We start from the raw sequence: 16039 nt of genomic DNA on the forward strand, positions 1-16039 counted from the left end.
CGGCTCCTGCACGTGCGCCTCGAGGAACCAGAGCTGCTTGTCGACGCCACGGGAGACCTCGGTGAGGAGGTCGGCCGTTCCGGCATCCCCGGCCTCATCGGTCTCGTCGATGTTCTGGCGGACGGCGTTGGCGTAGACGCCGTAGCGGTCGATCAGCGCGGCGAGATGGTCGGCGATCGCATAGGCATCGAGGGGGTAGGGCTTCAACTGCGAGGCCGACGCCACCGCCTGTGCGGTTCCGCGCGCGGTGCCGCCCAGCTGGGTGATCCGCTCCGCGACCTTGTCGTTGTAGTCGTCGAGCTCCGTGCGGAAACCGTCCAGCATCTCGTGGATGCCGATGAACTGAGGACCCTTGAGGTTCCAGTGCGCCTGCTTGACGTCGAGCGCGAGGTCGATGCCATCGGAGAGACGCGCGTTCAGCACGTCGATCGAGACCTTCTTGGCGTTCGACTTCGTTCCATTCTGGGTCTCGTGGAGACGCTGGTTGCCGGCCTGAACCTTGGAATCAGCCATTCTGTCGTCCTTTCGGTTTCGACGAACCGGCAGCCGGCGTTCCAACCCCTCGGCGGATGCGGTGCGCGACGTCGATGTTCATGAACCTGGTCCCGGGCTGGCGGCGGCATGCGTCGTCCGCCCGAGCGCTCAGGCATAGAACGGCGTCGTCCGGCCTGTGTTCCTGTGCATGCGGAACACACATGGCACCTGCCTACGGCGCGCGGTCGAAGCGACCCGGCAGGCCCCGCTCGGCGTGGATCCCGGAGGTTCCGGAGTCCCGAGCAATCAAAGCCCGCGGTGGTGAGAGAATCGTAAATCCGAATGTCAATGGATCGTGGGTGGCGCCGAGCGATTCTTAAGACCTGGGCGGCTAGATAATCCGTACCTTGAATCAGGACGATGACCGGACGTTCATTGCCGACGATTCGGGCATTCGTCCCCACGGTTTCGACACGCGCTGACCTTGGTAAAGCACGCACCGTTCAGGAAAACGCTCGGCATGTGGCGATGACAGAGACAGCTTCGATGCCGCTTCACCGCTCGGACGATCCCCCGGTGAAAGACGACGCCGTGGCGCGCGACGCCGTCCGGTCGGGCCAAGGCTCCGGCGCGTCGCGAGACGGCACCGTGGCACCCTTGCGCATCCTCGTGGTGCACAATCGCTATCAGGTCCGCGGTGGCGAGGATGCGGTGGTCGAGCAGGAAGTCGCGAGCCTGCGCCGGGCGGGCCAGAGCGTCGAGACCCTGTTCCTGGACAACGACGGCATCCTCACGGCCACCGACAAGCTGAGGACCGCCTGGGAGGCCGCCTACGCCCCGCGCGGAATCGCCGCCGTGCTCGAGGCCGCGCGTGCCTTCAGGCCCGATGTGGTGCACGCCCACAACGTTTTCCCCAGGATCTCACCCGGCATGCACGCGGCCGTGCGCGCCACCGGCACCGCCACGGTGCAGACGCTGCACAACTTCCGCGTGACCTGCGCGAACGGCATCCTGATGCGGGATGCGCGCCCCTGCGAGGATTGTGTCGGCGGCTCGCCCTACCAGGCCGTCCGCCACGCCTGCTACCGGGGATCGCGCCTCGGATCCCTGGCGGTGGCGCGGATGATCGACGTGCATCGCCGCGCCGGCACCTGGACCCGGGATGTCGATCGCTTCATCGCGCTGACCGATTTCGCGCGCTCCCGCTTCGTCGCGGCCGGACTTCCCGGGGATCGGATCCGGATCAAGCCCAACGGCCTCGCCGACCCGGGCACGGGGCCGGACGGCCCGCGCGCCGGCATCCTGTATGTCGGCCGGCTCGGCCCCGAGAAGGGCGTGGCGCCCCTGGTGGAGGCCGCGCGTCGGACCCGTGCGCCGCTCTCGATCATCGGCGGCGGTCCCCTCGCGGACCTCGTATGCGGCGTCCCGAATCTGACTTATCTCGGCCCCCGCGACCGGGACGGCGTGCGCGCGGCGATGCGCGCGGCCGAGGCCGTGGTGGTGCCCTCACTTTGCTACGAAGGCTTGCCCATGGTGATCGCGGAAGCGTTCAGCGTCGGTACGCCCGTCGTGGTGTCGCGGATCGGCGCGCTGCCCGACCTCGTGGCCGAGGGCGTGACCGGCCTCCATGCCACGCCCGGCGACCCGGACGCCCTCGCGCGCGCCTTCGACCGGATCATCGACGCACCCGAGGAGGCGCGCGCCATGGGCCGCGCGGGCCGCGGCGTCTACGAGCGCGAGTGGACCGAAGCCTCCGTCACCGCCCGTGCCCTTCCGATCTACCGCGAGGCGATCGCCGCCCGCGCCAGCAGCCGCCAGCGAGAGGCGTCATGATCCTGTCCGCATCCGAACCCTTCCGGCAGACGGCCGGGCGCCATGCCTGGGGCCATGATCCCGACGTGGCGCATTACGCCCTCGGCGGCGTTCCGGTCTCCGTCACCGACATGACCGGGCTGGTGGACGCGATGCGCCGGCGCCTCCGGCGCGGGCCCGGTACGCCCGGCACCTTCGTGATCTTCCGCGATGCGCACGGGATCGTCCGGGCGCAGGACGATCCCGACGTGATGGCGGCCCACCACGCCGCGCTCCTGGTCTGCGCGGACGGTCGCCCCCTCGCCTGGATCGGGCGCCTGCGCGGCCACGCGAAGATTGCCCAGGTTCCGGGCATCGAATCGGTGGAGACCGTGTGCCGCGCCGGCCTCGCCGAGGGCTGGAAGCACTTCTTCCTGGGAGGCGGACCGGGGGTCGCCGAGGCGCTGGCCCAAGAGATGGCGCGCCGCGCGCCGGGCGTCGCGATCGCCGGGCACGAGACCCTGCCCTATCGCCCCCTGACCGAGCCGGAATCCGAGGCGCTGCACCGGCGCATCCGCGGGGCGGGCACGCAGATCCTGTGGATCGGGCTCAGCACGCCGAAGCAAGAACTGTTCATGCATGCCCACGCGCCGTTCCTGCCGGGCACGATCGCCATGGGCGTGGGCGCGGCCTTCGACGTGAATCTGAACACGATTCCCCGGGCGCCGGCCGCGATGACGCGGCTCGGTCTCGAATGGCTGTATCGGCTGATCCGCGAGCCGCGCCGCCTGGGCCGCCGCTACGCCACGGTGGTCCCCCGCTTCCTCGCCATCGTGGCGCGCGATCGCGGCAAGTCCGGCGAGCCGTAGGATCGGGATCGCAAGCCGAGGGCCGCCCGCGCGAGGGCGGCCCCTTCTTTCTCCGGGTTCGCGTCAGGCCGACGCGGCGGAGGGACGCTCGAGACCGGGCCGCAGCCGCCAGACCTGGAACAGGATGACGGCCGTCGAGACGCCGTGGCCGAGGATCGCCGAGGCCGCCGCGCCTTCGAGGCCGTAGGTATGGATCAGCGGGTAGATCGCCGCCACGGTGACCACCGCGCTGGTCAGGAACGCGAAGAAGACGCCCTGCGTGTTGCCGGTCGTGCGCAGGTAGAGAACCCCGATCTCCCGGCACATCGTCACGGGCGGCGCCAGCGCCATGATGGCGGCCACGCGTCCGAAGCTCGCGAAGCCCTGGCCCATGAGCCAGCCGAGGATCGGTGCTCCGTAGAGGCTGAGGATCAGGCAGATGACGAGGATCGGGATTTCCATCAGGGCGAGCACGCGCAGGAGATAGCGGGCCAGGGCGGCCCGCCCGCCCGCCCGCAACCGGTTGGTGGCCTGGCGTGGGACGATGTTCTCGAGGCTCATCATCAGGACGAGCAGGGGTCCGAACAGCACCTGCACGGCGCGCAGGGCCGCCGAGGCATCCTGATCGATCAGCGATCCCGCCAGGATCGTGACGATCTGCTCGTGGGCCGCCGAGACGAAGACGACGAGAACGAGCCAGCGCCCGAGCAGCCAGTGGTGACGGCCGACGGTACGCCGGAGGCTGCCCCGCGTGCGGGTCCTGAGCGCGTCGAGAAAGGCCGGAAGCGAGGCCAGAATCGCGGAGACGCCTCCGCAGGCGAGCAGGATCGGCGTGTCCACCCCGTGAATCAGCCAAACCGCGAAGAGCAGGGCGACGAACACGAGGTGGCGCGCCAACTCGTAGGCGAAACCCGCCCGGGACCAGCCGCGCGCGAAGGCGAGACGCTTGGCGTTGTCATGCACGATGTAGCCGGCGGCGTAGACGAGGCTCGCGAGCGGCAGCGCCCAGGCGCCGCTCCCCGCCGGCCGCTCGATGAGGGCGGCGGCATAGATCGCGATCGCGGCGCCGACCAGGAGCGAGACCGCGATCGCCGCGCGGGCCACGGTGCCGAAGTAGTCGGCGGACCGTGTCCGGCGCCCAGCCATGATCATCATCGGTCCGGCGACGAGTTGGTACTGCAACACGCCGAGGAGCGCGACGCCGGCATGTACCAGCGCGTAGACGCCGAAATCCGCGACGCCGAGCAGTCGGGCCGCCACGACGGACACGACCAGGCTCATGCCGCTCGACAGCGCCTGCACACCCGCCGACCAGATCCAGGCATCCGACCACAGGCGCAGGACCATGCTGCGCATGAGCGCTCCCGGAGAGCCGCGCCGGGCCGGAGAGGCCATCGACGGATGGATCATTCCGCCCGTCCGAGACTCGCGCCCAAAGCACCGGACGGCGTCCCGCCCGACCCGGCGGTGACGTAGTCGAAGGACGCCATGAAGCCGTTGGTCATGGCGTCGATCGAGAAGGTCCGGGTCGCCGCGACGGCGGCGGCGTGGGCGCCCTGCCACGCCGCGCGGTCGTCGAGGTAGCGCTCGGTGGCTTCGGTCCAATCCGCCACCACGAGCGGAAGCACCCGCCCGGTCCCGCTCGGGCCCACCAGCTCCAGGCTGGATTGCGCGTGCACCGAGGCGATCACCGGCGTGCCGCATTGGATGGCCTCGTTCGCCACGAGCCCCCAGGGGTCCCCGCGCGAGGGAAACAGGAAGACCTTCGCGGACGCATAGGCCTCAGCCAGCGTCTCCTGGCTCAGGAACCCGTCGAACCGCGCCTCCACGCCGGCCGCCCGCAGGCGTTCGGCCAAGGCGTCGCGCAGGGGACCGTCTCCGGCGACGCGGACCGTGGGGCGGCGTCCCCGTGCCACGAGGCCATCGACCACGTCGGCGAAGAACAGGGCGCCCTTGCGATCGTCGTCGAGGTGGCCGCAGAACAGGAGATCGAACGGCCGCGCGTCGAAGCTCGGGGGCGAACCCACGAAATCCCAGCCGGGCGCGATCGGCGAGAGGAACGACGCCTCGGGCGCGAGGCCGTAGGATTGCAGGAGCGCGAGACTGCCCCGGCTCGCCCCGACCCCGGCCGCGCACAGCGGCACGATGGCGCGGCGCGCCAGCCGGTGAATGCGGGAATGCCGCCCCGGATCGGTCTCGGGCTGCCCGTCGGTCGAGATGATCACGGGAATGCGACGCGCGCGGGCGGCCGCGCAGGCCATCATCATCGTCGGCGAGAAGTCGCTGAGGACCACCACGTCGTAGCGCGTCCCCAGCAGTGCCGGCACGATCCCGGGGTTGAGGTAGATGTGGCTGACATAGGACCGGTGCAGGCGCAGACCCGCCAGGGCCGCGCGGCGATAGTACCGGGCCGGCGCGACGGTCCAGTGCCGCTCCGGCTCCGTCTCGCTGCAGGCGAAGACGGAGAGGTCGCCACCCAGGCTCTGACCCATCCGCTCGAAGAGCCGGTGGGTATAGGGGGTGACGATGTTGGTGAGGAGAGCGACTTTCATGGAGATCCGTCGCGTGTGAGGAGGTGGCCGGCCCGTCGTTTGAGGGAGGCGATTCGGGAGAGGCTCGCGACGCGGTCGAATGCGTCGAGCGCGCGCGCACCGGTGCGATCCGTGGCGAGCATGGGTTCGAGGGCGGCGGACGTCGGAGCCTGCGCGGCCGCCGGCGCGTCCACGGTCCGGTTGGATTCGACCGTTTGCAGGCCCGGATCGGCGCCGGCCTCGATCCGCGGCGCGCCGCTCGACACGAGCAGGTTGTCGCGAAAGACGTTGCGCTTGGCGGCCAGGGGCCGGTCCGACAACAGACCGGCCAACTGGGGATAGCGCGTCGACCACGGGGGCCGGGTCGCCGGGACCGCGTCGAAGGCCGCCCGCACCGTGTTCGTCGAATCCGTGATCGGCGGCCCCGGCCAGACCTCGCCGCGCCCGTCGAGGAAGAAAGCGGGCGAGGAGCCCACGAAGGTGTTGCCCGTCACGGTGTTGTCCCGGCCGCCGCCGATGAAGACCGGCTGGTCGACGCGGAGAAACAGATTGTCGGTGATGCTCAATCCGCTTGCCATGTCATCGAGATAGATCCCCTTCACCTCGAACCCGGGTTCGGGGCGGATGTCGTGAAGAAAGTTTCCGGTCAGGCGCGTGCCCCGAGCGGCGATGTCGCGCCCCGTATAGATCGCTGATGCATCCGACGATTCCCTAACGACATCGTAAATCTCATTGCGTGCGATTTCGTGATCGTTGCCCTGAAACAGGATGGCGAGGTGCGGCGCGTGCGCGATGAGGTTGCCCGTGACCCGCGCGCCGACGCCGTCCACCGAGACCGCCGCCTTGTAGGTCCGTCCCAGGCGGCTGAACCGGACGAGGACGCTGTCCTCGACGAAGTTCCCGCCCGGGACGAGGTTCGCCCGGTCGCCGCCGGTCAGCGTGACCCCGCCCTCGCCGGTCTCGCTCACCACGGAGCGCCGGAGGCCCGAGCGGACGGCGTCCGTGATCACGAGGCCGCGTCCGCCGGTCCATCGCAGGGTGCAATCCTCCAGGACGACGTCCTCGCCCCCCGTCACCACGACGGCGTCGCCGCGCGTGCGCTCGAGGGTGAGCCCTTCGAGGCGAACGTGGCTGGCCCCGTCGATCGCGATCAGCCCCGAAGCGACGGAGACCTCAATCGGTCCCGACGCCTCCGTCCGTGGGATCAGGAGAACGAGGCCGCGCTTCGTATCGCGCCACCATTCGCCCGGTGCATCGAGCTCCGCCAGGGCGTTCTCGACGTAGAAGCGGTCCTTCGGACGGAGGGGATAGTGCGGCGAGCCGAGCAGAGCGAGCCGGTTCGCGGCGGGGGGCAGGGCCAGCGCCGGCAGCGTCTCGAAGGACCAGTCCTGACCGAGATACCCGGCGATCCAGAGGTCGCCCTCGTCGCGCCAGCGAGCCGCGCGCGCCTCCGGAAGCAGGATCGTGAGGTCCGTGGCTTCTTTCCGCTTCGACGGCTCAGGCGGCAGGGCGAGCCGCGCCCACCCGACATTCGGCCAGCGGGCCGGCGTCAGCGCGCCCTGCGCGTCGAAGATCTCCAGCCCGAGGGGCGGCGCCGGCACCGGGTGGATGCGGTGGACGTTGATGCTGGGTTCCTCGGCGGCGGCGCGCGGCAGGCGGTAGCTGCGCACGCGGCCGCGCTGACCCGGATCGACACCGGCCGGCAGAGGTTCGTCGACGAGCGCCAGCGGAACGCTACCCACGATCCGGGTGGTTCCGTCCGCAGCCCCGCGCAGGATCAGGGGCTGACCCGGGCGCCCGCCCAAGCCCTCCTCGATCCGGACCGGCTCGGCGAGGCGATGGATGCCCCCGGCGAACGCGATCAGGGCAGGCCCCTCTCCGTCGCGCCCCGTCCGTCGCCATTGCCGAAGCCGGGCGAGGGCCTCCTCCAGCGTCGCGACCACGATCTCCCGCCCAGCCGTCGCGGCGGAGGGGCTCGCGCCAGGATCGACCCGGATCTGGAATCCGGCCGCGCGCTGGGCGGTCGCGCCATCAGCCTCTTCGGCGAACGGAATTATCGCGCCTGCGAGCAGGCCGATCGCGGCCAGACAGGCCGGCCCAACCCGATGCCGTCGAGGGACATCGCGGCCGGGGGTCGAAGCGCGGGACTGGGGCAGCGTCATGGGCCTCATTCTCGAAGACGCGCGGACGGCCCGAATGGATCGACGAACCGCTTAATCGACGGCCCCAATGCAGGCGGAATGCCGGATCCTGTCGCCACAAGATGGCACGGTCATGTTCAGGACTGAACCAAGCACGGATCAGGGGAACGCCAATATAACGGATTTCGAGACAGATAAGTTTCGGTGAGTAAACAAGAATATATTGGTAACCATACGGCGTTTTTCGGAACCAATGCGAGCGTTCCTTTACCCTCTCGGTCTATGGTCGGCCTTGTTCCGGTCCGTCGCCCACGGAGGCATCGGCCGCGGACGAATTCGGAACTGTCCGAGGCGCCTCAAGGCCCGTTCCGGGTTCCTGGCGGCTTATCGACGGAGCGCTCGATCGCGATGCAGACCCTCCACGGCACCGTGTGGACAGAGGCAGACTCCCAGCGCGACCGGCCTTCCGCGATGGACGTCCATTCTTCCATGCCTGGCCTGTCCCCGGCTTACGCGACGTCGGCCGAGGCGATGACGCCGCCGGCCGGGCTGTCCGACCGGGTCAAGCGCCTGATCCTGCGCGGAATCATGGATCGTATCCGGCCTCTGGCCTACGAGCGGACCTCCGACACGGTCCGCTGCCTGACCTTCCACTACCTGTTCCCGCAGGAGCGCGAGCACGCGACCCGCCTCTTCGCAGCCCTGAAGCGCGAGGGCGACTTCATCACGACGGCGGAGCTGGTGTCGCTCGTCGACGGATCGTCGCGCCGACGGGGACGCCTGTTCCACCTGTCCGTCGACGACGGCTTCGAGAACATCGCGAGCCAGGCGCATCCCATCCTGCGCGAAGCCGGCATCCCCTACGCCCTGATGGTCTGTCCCGCCTTCATCGAGAAGCCCGCCGATGCCTGCGAGACGTTCCGGCGCAACGCTCGCTACGCCAGGCCGCTGCCGCTCGCCGACTGGGCGACTCTGGCGGGCCTCGCTCGCGAAAACGTCGAGATCGGCGCGCACACCCTGACGCACCGCGAGGTCTCTCAGCTCTCCGAGGACGAACTCGATGCCGAGATCGCGGGTTGCCGCGCGGCGGTCGAGGCACGGCTGCCGGGCGATTGCACCAGCTTCGCCTGGCCATTCGGACGCACCACCTCCATGAGCGAGCGGGCGCTCGCACGCGCCAGAGCCAGCGGATACCGCGCCATCTTCTCGAGCGTGCGCGGGTCGCTCCAGGCCGGCGAGGGCATGCCCCGCTACCTGCCGCGCCACCATTTCGAGCCGGGCTGGCCGATCAGCACGGTCGTCTACTACGCCACCCGCGCCGAGCGGCGGTTCGTGCCGCCGCCCCTCGCCGCCTGATGCCGACACGATGACCGGACATGTTCAGGACCGCGTGCGCGACCGGGCCGACGGGCGCAACGGCGAGATCGCAAAGACCGGAAAGATCGAGATGAGTGGGTCCCTCGCCATGGCACGATCCGCCCCGGACGCGACGGCATCGCCGGCCGAGCGCCCGCGCGGCCCCTCGGGCCGTCGCGTCCTCACCGCGGCGGACTACCTCGGCGCCGATGGCGGCCTGCGCCTCGCGACCGCCGAGGCGTCGCACTACGCCGATGCGGCGCCCTCGACCCTCTTCACCGAGCCGGCTTATCTGCGTGCCTACGAGGCCGGCGCGCTCCTCCTCGTCGAGGCCCAGCCCGGGCGCGACGCGCCGCGCCTCGTCTTCACCCGCGCGAAGGGTGGCCTGATCCATCAAGGACGCCTCGCCCGGGTCGACGAGACGCTGGTCTCGTCCCTCGCGGACCGGCTCATGGCGAAGGCCGGCGCGGGGTTCGTGGTGTTCGAGGACGTCGAGTTCACCGGCCCCCTCCCCCGGGGACCGAGACGCTTCGTGTTCCATTACCAGAACAACTGGCGCCTGCCCCTGCCGGAGCGCGAGGCACAGGTCCCGCCCAAGGTCGTCGCCAACACCAAGCGCTGTCTGCGCAACCTCGCGCGCGACAACCCTGGCGTGGCGCTCCGCTTCGAGGCCGCTCCGCAGCGGAGCGTTCTCGACGCGATCACCGCGTTCGGCCGCATCCGGATCGAGGGCCAGGGCCGGCGCTACGGCATCGACGACAGCGAAACCGTGCGCCTCGCGGCGGTGGCGTCCGAGGTCGGACATTCCTCCATCCTGACGATGGGCGATACGATCCTGGCCGCGGATCTCATCTGCCGTTCGGGGGATCAGGCCTATTTCCTGACGCACGGGTATCACCCGGGCTATCCAACGAGCAGCCTGGGCAAGATCACGCTGATCAACTCGATCGAGGCCTCCCGGGCGGCGGGAATCGTGGATTTCAACCTGATGTGGGGCGACCTGCCCTACAAGGCGCAGGTGGGCGCCATCTGCATCCCGCTCCAGACGGTGGTGACGCGCCGGTCTCGGCTCGGTCTCATCGGGCCGGGCCACCTCGCGACCGTGCTGCACTTCGCCCGGCTCGACCTCAAGCGGCGCCTCCGGCCCGCCATCCATCGGCTCCGGACCAGGATCGCCGAGCGTCGGGGTTCGGCGGTCCGGGGCAGCGGACGATGAGATACCCCGTGCCCGAGGATCGCTTCGCCGCGCGGGTCCGGAACGCGGACGGGTCCCTGGCTCACGCCATGCAGACCGGAGCCTACGGCGCGGATCCCGCCGGGGTACCGCCCGAATTTTGGAACACATGCGTTCCAAAGCGGGACACGACCTCGGCGCAGATGCCGGGATACGGGACGACGCGTTCGGGGAGGCGAGGCCGGTGCAGCTGATGAAGAGCGTTGAAATCGCCGACCTCTCCCGCGTCCTGATGGCACGACCGGAGCCGACGCACACCATCGAGCCTGTGCCCGTCGCGGGGTCCGCCGAGACCATCAGCCTCCGGCATCTCGGCGCGATCCTGCGTCGGCGTGCCGGCTGGCTGATCCTGACCGTCCTCCTCGCCCTCGGCATCGGCCTCGCGGTCGTCGCCGCGAGCACGCCGCGGTTCGTCGCGACCGCGCAGATCATCATCGATCCGCGCGGCCTGAAGGTCCTCGACACCGAGGTGCAGCCGTCGGCCCAATCCGCCGACGCGGTGACGAACCTCGTCGAGAGCGAGATGCGGGTGCTGAAGGCGACAGACCTGCTGGAGCGGGTGGTGGACAAGCTCCGCCTCACCGAGGACCCGGAATTCAACGGCACCAAATCCTCGCTCGTCGGCGACGCCATCGGTGCCGTCAAGGGCGTCTTCACGGCGTTCCTCGGCACCCGCGAGAAGCCGGCGCCGGACCTGAAGGCCCGCGCCGTCGCGGTCCTGAGCGATCGCCTCGCCATCCGCCGGATCGAGCGCAGCTTCGTCGTCGAGATCACGATGACGAGTGCGGATGCCCGCAAGAGCGCCCTCGTGGCCAACACGGTGGTCGACAGCTACATCACGGAGAGCGCCGAGGCGCAGGCCGATCTGGCGCGCAATTCCAGCGCGTCGATCGACGGGAACATCAAGCAGATGCAGGCCCGGGTCCGCGCGGCCGAGGACGCGGTCGAGGAGTTCAAGGTCTCGAACAAGCTCGTCAACGCGGGCGGGCGGCTCCTCAGCGATCAGCAACTGGCCGAACTCAACTCCCAGCTCGGCCGCGCCCGCACGCAGGTGGCCGAGGCCCAGGCGCGCGTCGACGGCCTCACGAAGATCAATCGCGGCCAGGGCAGCCTGGAGAGCCTGGATTCCGCGACCATCACGGCGCTTCGGGTGCAGATGGCCGAGGTCAAGCGTCGCTATGCCAGCCTCGAGAACAAGCTCGGGCCCCGGCACCCCGACCTCGTGGACCTGCGCCGCGAGGTGCAGGAGGCGCAGACCAGCATCAACCAGGAGATCGATCGCCTCGCCCAGGCGGCCCGCAGCGACCTCGCCCGCGCCCGGGAGACGGAGCGGCTCTACACCCGCGAGATCGAGGCCCAGAGCCGGACCGCGACATCGGCGAGCAACGCCTTCGTGCAGTTGCGGGAGTTGGAGCGCAAGGCCGAGGCCAGCCGGTCCGTCTACAATTCCGCCCTGGTCCGAAGCCGGCAGTTGCAGGAGCAGGCCCTCCTCAACTCGACCAATATCCGGAAGGTCGCCCCGGCCGTCGCGCCGGAGCGGTCGTCGAACGCGCCCGCTTCGCTGATCCTGGCCCTGGCCGCCATCGGTGGTCTGATCGTCGGTGCGGGCGGCCTCACGGCCCTCGACCTGATGGCGGGCAAGGTCGGCTCGCGGAACGACCTCGAGCAGACCTCGCGGCTGCGCATCCTCGGCTCCGTTCCCGTGGCGACCCGGGCCGTCCATCCGGGAAGCGCCAACCTCTACCGCACGGACGCGCGGCCCTGGCTCGAGCTGATCGACCGGCTCGGCGTCGGGCGCCCCGGCGGACCACGCTCGATCGGTGTGGCGTCCACGGATGCCGACGCCATGTCGGGCCTCGTGGCGCTGGATCTGGCGCGGGCCGCGGCCAGCATCGGCGCGAAGGTGCTCCTCATCGATGCCGCCGTCGGTGCCCGTGGCCTGACCGCCTTCCTGGGACTGGACGCGGCGGTCGGGCTGGGGGCCTGCAGCGCCGGGCGGATCAGCCTCGAGGAGGCCGAGTGGCCGATCCGCGAGGACGGTATCGGGTTCCTGCCCGCCGACGCGACCGCCGCCAACGACCTACGACGCATGGGCGGCTCGGGCCTGCCCGGCCTCGTGCGGCAGGCACTCGCCGACTACGCCCTCGTGATCCTGGATTTCGGGTCGGCGCCCACCGAATCCCTGGCCCTCGTCGCCGCGGCGGCCGATGCCGGCCTGCTCGTCGTCGAGAACGAGCGCGGCCGCAAGGCCACCGTCCAGGAAGCGATCGGCCACTGCGAAGCGGCCAGGCTCTCCCTCGCCGGCATGGTCCTGGCCCGGACGGTGAGTCCGACGGGGACGCCCGCGTGAACGCCGCGACCGCCTCCCTGCACGACGCAAGCGTTTCGGTGCCGGCGCGCGCAGCGGATCGCTGGCGCGTCGCCCGCATGGCCTTCGCGATCCTGGCGATGTTCCTCGCCTCGACCGCGTTCTACAACTTCTCGTTCCAGCCCCGCGCCCTCAAGGAGGCCGGCCTCGTGGGCAACGACGATTCCCGCGCGGACATCGTCAACATGCTCGGCTGGATCCTTCTCTACGCGATCGCGGGGGTCGTGGTGCTGCGCAGCCTCTGGCGACAGGGCCTGGAGCCGCGCTTCGCGCTTCTCATCCCGTTCGCCCTCTACGTCCTCGCCTCGGCGACCTGGGCCTATCAGCCCGCTCAGGCTTTCGTGTTCTGCGTGATGCTGGTCGCCAACATCGTCATCGCCGACGCCCTCGCGACGCAGGTCCATCCGGACGTCCTGCTGGGTGCCCTGGCGCGGGTGGTGGTCCCGTGCATCGCCTTCTCCCTCGTCCTCCTCGTCATCATCCCCGAGCTGGTCACGACAGAACCGGATCGGCCCGGCCTTCTCACGGCGGGCGAGTTCAGCGGCGTCTTCAGTCACAAGATCCACATGGGCATCAACGCCGCCTCGGCGTTCCTGGTGCTGCTCTTCCAACCGCGCTCGTTTTCGAAATCCCCGGTCTGGCGCTGGATCGGCCTCGCGCTCTGCACAGTTGCCCTCGTCCTGGCCAACTCGGCCTCCGCCATCCTCGCCCTGGCGGTCTCCGTGATGCTGATCGCGACGGCGCGTGCCGCCCCGCGCCTGCGCGGCGCGGTGTTCTTCGTCGTCGGGATGGCGACGCTGCTGATCTCCGTCCTGCTGCCGCACATCGACGTGGGTGCAGTCACCGAACTGTTCGGGCGCTCCTCGAACCTCACGGGGCGCGGCGACTTCTGGGCCCTCGCCCCGGGCTACATCGCGAAGCATCCCTGGATCGGCTACGGCTACGGCGGCTTCTTCCAGCGTGATCCCTACTCGCAGGTGTGGGACCTGTGGTCCTACTTCGAGTTCTTCTTTACGCCGAACTTTCACAACAGTGCCCTCGATGTGCTCATCGTGCTCGGCTATCTCGGACTCGCGGCCTACATCGTCCTCCTGGTCATGGGACTGCGGGTCAGCGCCAATCGGTCGCTCGGATCGTCGGCGGACATCCTCGGCTGTATCCTGATCCTGTTCACGGCTTCCTCCGCGACGGACTTCCAGTTCATGCGGCACAACTGCCTGGCCACGATCCTGCTCTTCTACGCCTTCCTGGTCGGCGGCCGGGTCTACGGACCGCGTCGGGCGGCCGATCGTCCTCGCGTCGGAGCCTGAGATGCCAAGCCGCTACGGGTTCTACGGGCTGCTCTACCTCGACGCCGCCACCAGCGGCGGCGTCAACCTCGCGCGGCGGGCCGACGCGATCGACACCTACCTGCGCTGCGCCGCCACCTGTCATGGCTCCTTCGCGGCCCAGGGCGTGGCGTTCTCGCTGATCACCAACGATGCCGACCTCGTCCGGGCCCGGCTCAACGCACTCGGTTGCGGGGCGATCGGGGTGGTCGAAATCCCGTTCCAGGCCGTGGTTCCCCCCGGAACACCCTTCTACGCCGCTCACTTTAAGCTCGACGTCCTCAGAGCCTTCGCCCGCGGCGATCTCGGGAGCCATGTCGGGCTCGTGGACATCGATTGCGTCCTTCAACGCCCGCTCTCGCTCTCCGATGCCCTGTCGGTTTACGAGATCTCCGAGCAGATCTACCCCGCCTACGGCATTGCCCGCGTTCGGGCGGACCTCGAGCGCATCGCCGGAATCGCGGTGCAGCGGCCGCTCTGGTTCGGCGGCGAGTTCATCGCGGGTCCGAGCGAACGGTTTCGGACGCTCACGCAGGCCATCGACGCCTGCCTCCCGCGCTACCTCGGCGCCCTCGACGCCCTGCACCACGTGGGTGACGAGATGGTGGTCACGGCCGCGATCCACCGGGCCATGGCGGACGGTCTCGCCGTGGACGACCTCGGTTGCGGCAGTCCCGGGCGCGGCGCGCAGATCGTGCGCTGGTGGTCGAGCCGTACCTATCATCGGCAGGTTTCCCTCACCGACGCCGCGACCTGCGCGATCCTGCACCTGCCGTCCGACAAGGGCTTCCTCGCCGCCCAGGTCGGCAAGGCCCCGGACCCGGGCCGGTTCCTGCGCGACTACGAGGCGATGTTCCGCCGCAAGCGCCTCAGCCTGCGGGTGCAGCGGCTGCTCGATCGCATGCTGCGCCGCCCCGACCGCCGCGTCGCGGAGATCTGACCGGACGGGACGCCCATCCGGAGGGAGGTGCGGCGGGACGATCACCCGTAATCGGTCTCGGTCAGGAAGCGCTCGAAATACGCGATGGTCTTGCCCAGGCCCTCGTCGAGGGGAACGGTCGGTTCCCACCCGAGGAGCGCTCTGGCCTTGGTGATGTCGGGCCGGCGCTGACGAGGGTCGTCGGGGGGAAGCGGCCGGTGGACGAGGCGCGAGCGCGACCCCGTCAGCTCGATCACGCGCTCGGCGAGCTCGCGGATCGAGAACTCGCCCGGATTACCGAGATTGAGCGGCCCCGTGACCTCGGGCCCGGTCGCCATCAGGCGCAGGAAGCCTTCGATGAGATCGTCGACGTAGCAGAATGCGCGCGTCTGCGATCCGTCGCCGTAGAGGGTGATGTCCGCGTTGCGCAAGGCCTGCAGTACGATGTTCGAGACGACGCGCCCGTCGTTGGGATGCATGCGCGGCCCATAGGTGTTGAAGATCCGCGCCACCTTGATCGGGATGTGGTGCTGCCGATGGTAGTCGAAGAACAGCGTCTCGGCGCAACGCTTGCCCTCGTCGTAGCAGGAACGGTAGCCGATCGGGTTCACCCGGCCCCAGTACTCCTCCGGCTGGGGATGGATTTCAGGGTCGCCGTAGACCTCGCTCGTGGACGCCTGGAAAATCTTCACCTTCAGGCGCTTGGCCAGCCCCAGCATGTTGATCGCGCCGATGACGCTGGTCTTGGCCGTCTGCACGGGGTCGAACTGGTAATGCACCGGCGAGGCCGGACAGGCGAGATTGTAGATCTCGTCCACCTCGACATAGAGCGGGAAGGTCACGTCGTGGCGCATGAACTCGAAGCGCGCGTCGCCCAGCAGCCGGGCGATGTTCCGACGGCTTCCGGTGAAGAGGTTGTCGACGCACAGGACTTCGTGCCCCTGCTCCAGCAGGCGCTCGCAGAGGTGGGAGCCGAGGAAGCCGGCCCCGCCCGTGACGAGGATCTTCTTCGTGTTTCCGTACCGCATGTCGGATGCCGGCCTAATCGC

The 16039-nt window shown here is 69.7% G+C and carries 12 protein-coding genes; 7 read left to right on the forward strand and 5 right to left on the reverse strand.

The window, feature by feature from the left end; genetic code table 11:
• Nucleotides 1-513, reverse strand: a 513-nt coding sequence (gene dps / locus K2X24_RS12300; RefSeq protein ID WP_292498394.1) for a DNA starvation/stationary phase protection protein Dps, incomplete at its 3' end; no start/stop codon positions are given.
• Between the two features lie 537 nt (nucleotides 514-1050).
• Here dps and K2X24_RS12305 point away from each other — a divergent pair.
• Together K2X24_RS12305 and K2X24_RS12310 are read left to right on the forward strand one after the other, a co-directional pair.
• Nucleotides 1051-2307 carry a glycosyltransferase family 4 protein gene (locus K2X24_RS12305; RefSeq protein ID WP_292498396.1) on the forward strand — a complete coding sequence of 419 codons (1257 nt, stop codon included), beginning with the start codon at nucleotides 1051-1053 and terminating at the stop codon, nucleotides 2305-2307.
• Nucleotides 2304-3134, forward strand: a complete 831-nt coding sequence (locus tag K2X24_RS12310) for a WecB/TagA/CpsF family glycosyltransferase (RefSeq protein ID WP_292498398.1) — start codon at nucleotides 2304-2306, stop codon at nucleotides 3132-3134. Before K2X24_RS12305 ends, K2X24_RS12310 begins: the two co-directional genes overlap by 4 nt.
• Nucleotides 3135-3197: 63 nt before the next feature.
• Here K2X24_RS12310 and K2X24_RS12315 read toward each other — a convergent pair whose 3' ends face one another.
• Genes K2X24_RS12315 through K2X24_RS12325 form a run of 3 tightly spaced genes read right to left on the reverse strand, consistent with a single transcriptional unit; the run spans nucleotide 3198 to nucleotide 7587 of the window.
• On the reverse strand, nucleotides 3198-4469 hold the full coding sequence (locus K2X24_RS12315; RefSeq protein ID WP_292498400.1) for a hypothetical protein: 1272 nt from the start codon (nucleotides 4467-4469) through the stop codon (nucleotides 3198-3200).
• A 50-nt stretch (nucleotides 4470-4519) separates the two neighbouring features.
• Nucleotides 4520-5665: a glycosyltransferase family 4 protein gene (locus K2X24_RS12320; RefSeq protein ID WP_292498402.1), complete on the reverse strand. Its 1146-nt coding sequence runs from the start codon at nucleotides 5663-5665 to the stop codon at nucleotides 4520-4522.
• Nucleotides 5662-7587 (reverse strand): right-handed parallel beta-helix repeat-containing protein, encoded by a 1926-nt coding sequence (locus K2X24_RS12325; RefSeq protein WP_292498405.1) that lies wholly within the window; start codon nucleotides 7585-7587, stop codon nucleotides 5662-5664. Before K2X24_RS12325 ends, K2X24_RS12320 begins: the two co-directional genes overlap by 4 nt.
• A gap of 687 nt (nucleotides 7588-8274) precedes the next feature.
• On the opposite strand from K2X24_RS12325, the gene K2X24_RS12330 reads away from it, so the two are divergent.
• From K2X24_RS12330 to K2X24_RS12350, 5 genes are all read left to right on the forward strand, one after another.
• Nucleotides 8275-9141 carry a polysaccharide deacetylase family protein gene (locus K2X24_RS12330; protein WP_292498408.1) on the forward strand — a complete coding sequence of 289 codons (867 nt, stop codon included), beginning with the start codon at nucleotides 8275-8277 and terminating at the stop codon, nucleotides 9139-9141.
• A 10-nt stretch (nucleotides 9142-9151) separates the two neighbouring features.
• On the forward strand, nucleotides 9152-10357 hold the full coding sequence (locus K2X24_RS12335) for a GNAT family N-acetyltransferase (RefSeq protein WP_292498410.1): 1206 nt from the start codon (nucleotides 9152-9154) through the stop codon (nucleotides 10355-10357).
• A gap of 211 nt (nucleotides 10358-10568) precedes the next feature.
• A complete protein-coding gene (locus K2X24_RS12340) occupies nucleotides 10569-12725 on the forward strand; it encodes an exopolysaccharide transport family protein (RefSeq protein ID WP_292498412.1) in 2157 nt (718 codons plus the stop codon).
• Nucleotides 12722-14053 (forward strand): O-antigen ligase family protein, encoded by a 1332-nt coding sequence (locus tag K2X24_RS12345; RefSeq protein WP_292498414.1) that lies wholly within the window; start codon nucleotides 12722-12724, stop codon nucleotides 14051-14053. Before K2X24_RS12340 ends, K2X24_RS12345 begins: the two co-directional genes overlap by 4 nt.
• Before the next feature lies 1 nt (nucleotide 14054).
• Nucleotides 14055-15011, forward strand: a complete 957-nt coding sequence (locus K2X24_RS12350; RefSeq protein ID WP_292498416.1) for a hypothetical protein — start codon at nucleotides 14055-14057, stop codon at nucleotides 15009-15011.
• Between the two features lie 41 nt (nucleotides 15012-15052).
• Here the strand turns inward: K2X24_RS12350 and K2X24_RS12355 are convergent, their stop codons facing one another.
• Complete coding sequence (locus K2X24_RS12355; RefSeq protein WP_292498419.1) at nucleotides 15053-16018, reverse strand: UDP-glucuronic acid decarboxylase family protein; 966 nt, start codon at nucleotides 16016-16018, stop codon at nucleotides 15053-15055.
• Nucleotides 16019-16039 lie beyond the last annotated feature (21 nt).

The sequence above is a fragment of the Methylobacterium sp. genome, from assembly GCF_019750675.1.
In the GTDB taxonomy this organism is placed as follows: Bacteria; Pseudomonadota; Alphaproteobacteria; order Rhizobiales; family Beijerinckiaceae; genus Methylobacterium.

Coding starts and splice junctions, on each gene's coding strand:
- K2X24_RS12310 (WP_292498398.1), top strand. CDS start 2,304: ATGATCCTGTCCGCATCCGAACCCTTCCGGCAGACGGCCGGGCGCCAT.
- K2X24_RS12315 (WP_292498400.1), bottom strand. CDS start 4,469: ATGCGCAGCATGGTCCTGCGCCTGTGGTCGGATGCCTGGATCTGGTCG.
- K2X24_RS12320 (WP_292498402.1), bottom strand. CDS start 5,665: ATGAAAGTCGCTCTCCTCACCAACATCGTCACCCCCTATACCCACCGG.
- K2X24_RS12330 (WP_292498408.1), top strand. CDS start 8,275: ATGCCTGGCCTGTCCCCGGCTTACGCGACGTCGGCCGAGGCGATGACG.
- K2X24_RS12335 (WP_292498410.1), top strand. CDS start 9,152: ATGACCGGACATGTTCAGGACCGCGTGCGCGACCGGGCCGACGGGCGC.
- K2X24_RS12340 (WP_292498412.1), top strand. CDS start 10,569: ATGAAGAGCGTTGAAATCGCCGACCTCTCCCGCGTCCTGATGGCACGA.
- K2X24_RS12350 (WP_292498416.1), top strand. CDS start 14,055: ATGCCAAGCCGCTACGGGTTCTACGGGCTGCTCTACCTCGACGCCGCC.
- K2X24_RS12355 (WP_292498419.1), bottom strand. CDS start 16,018: ATGCGGTACGGAAACACGAAGAAGATCCTCGTCACGGGCGGGGCCGGC.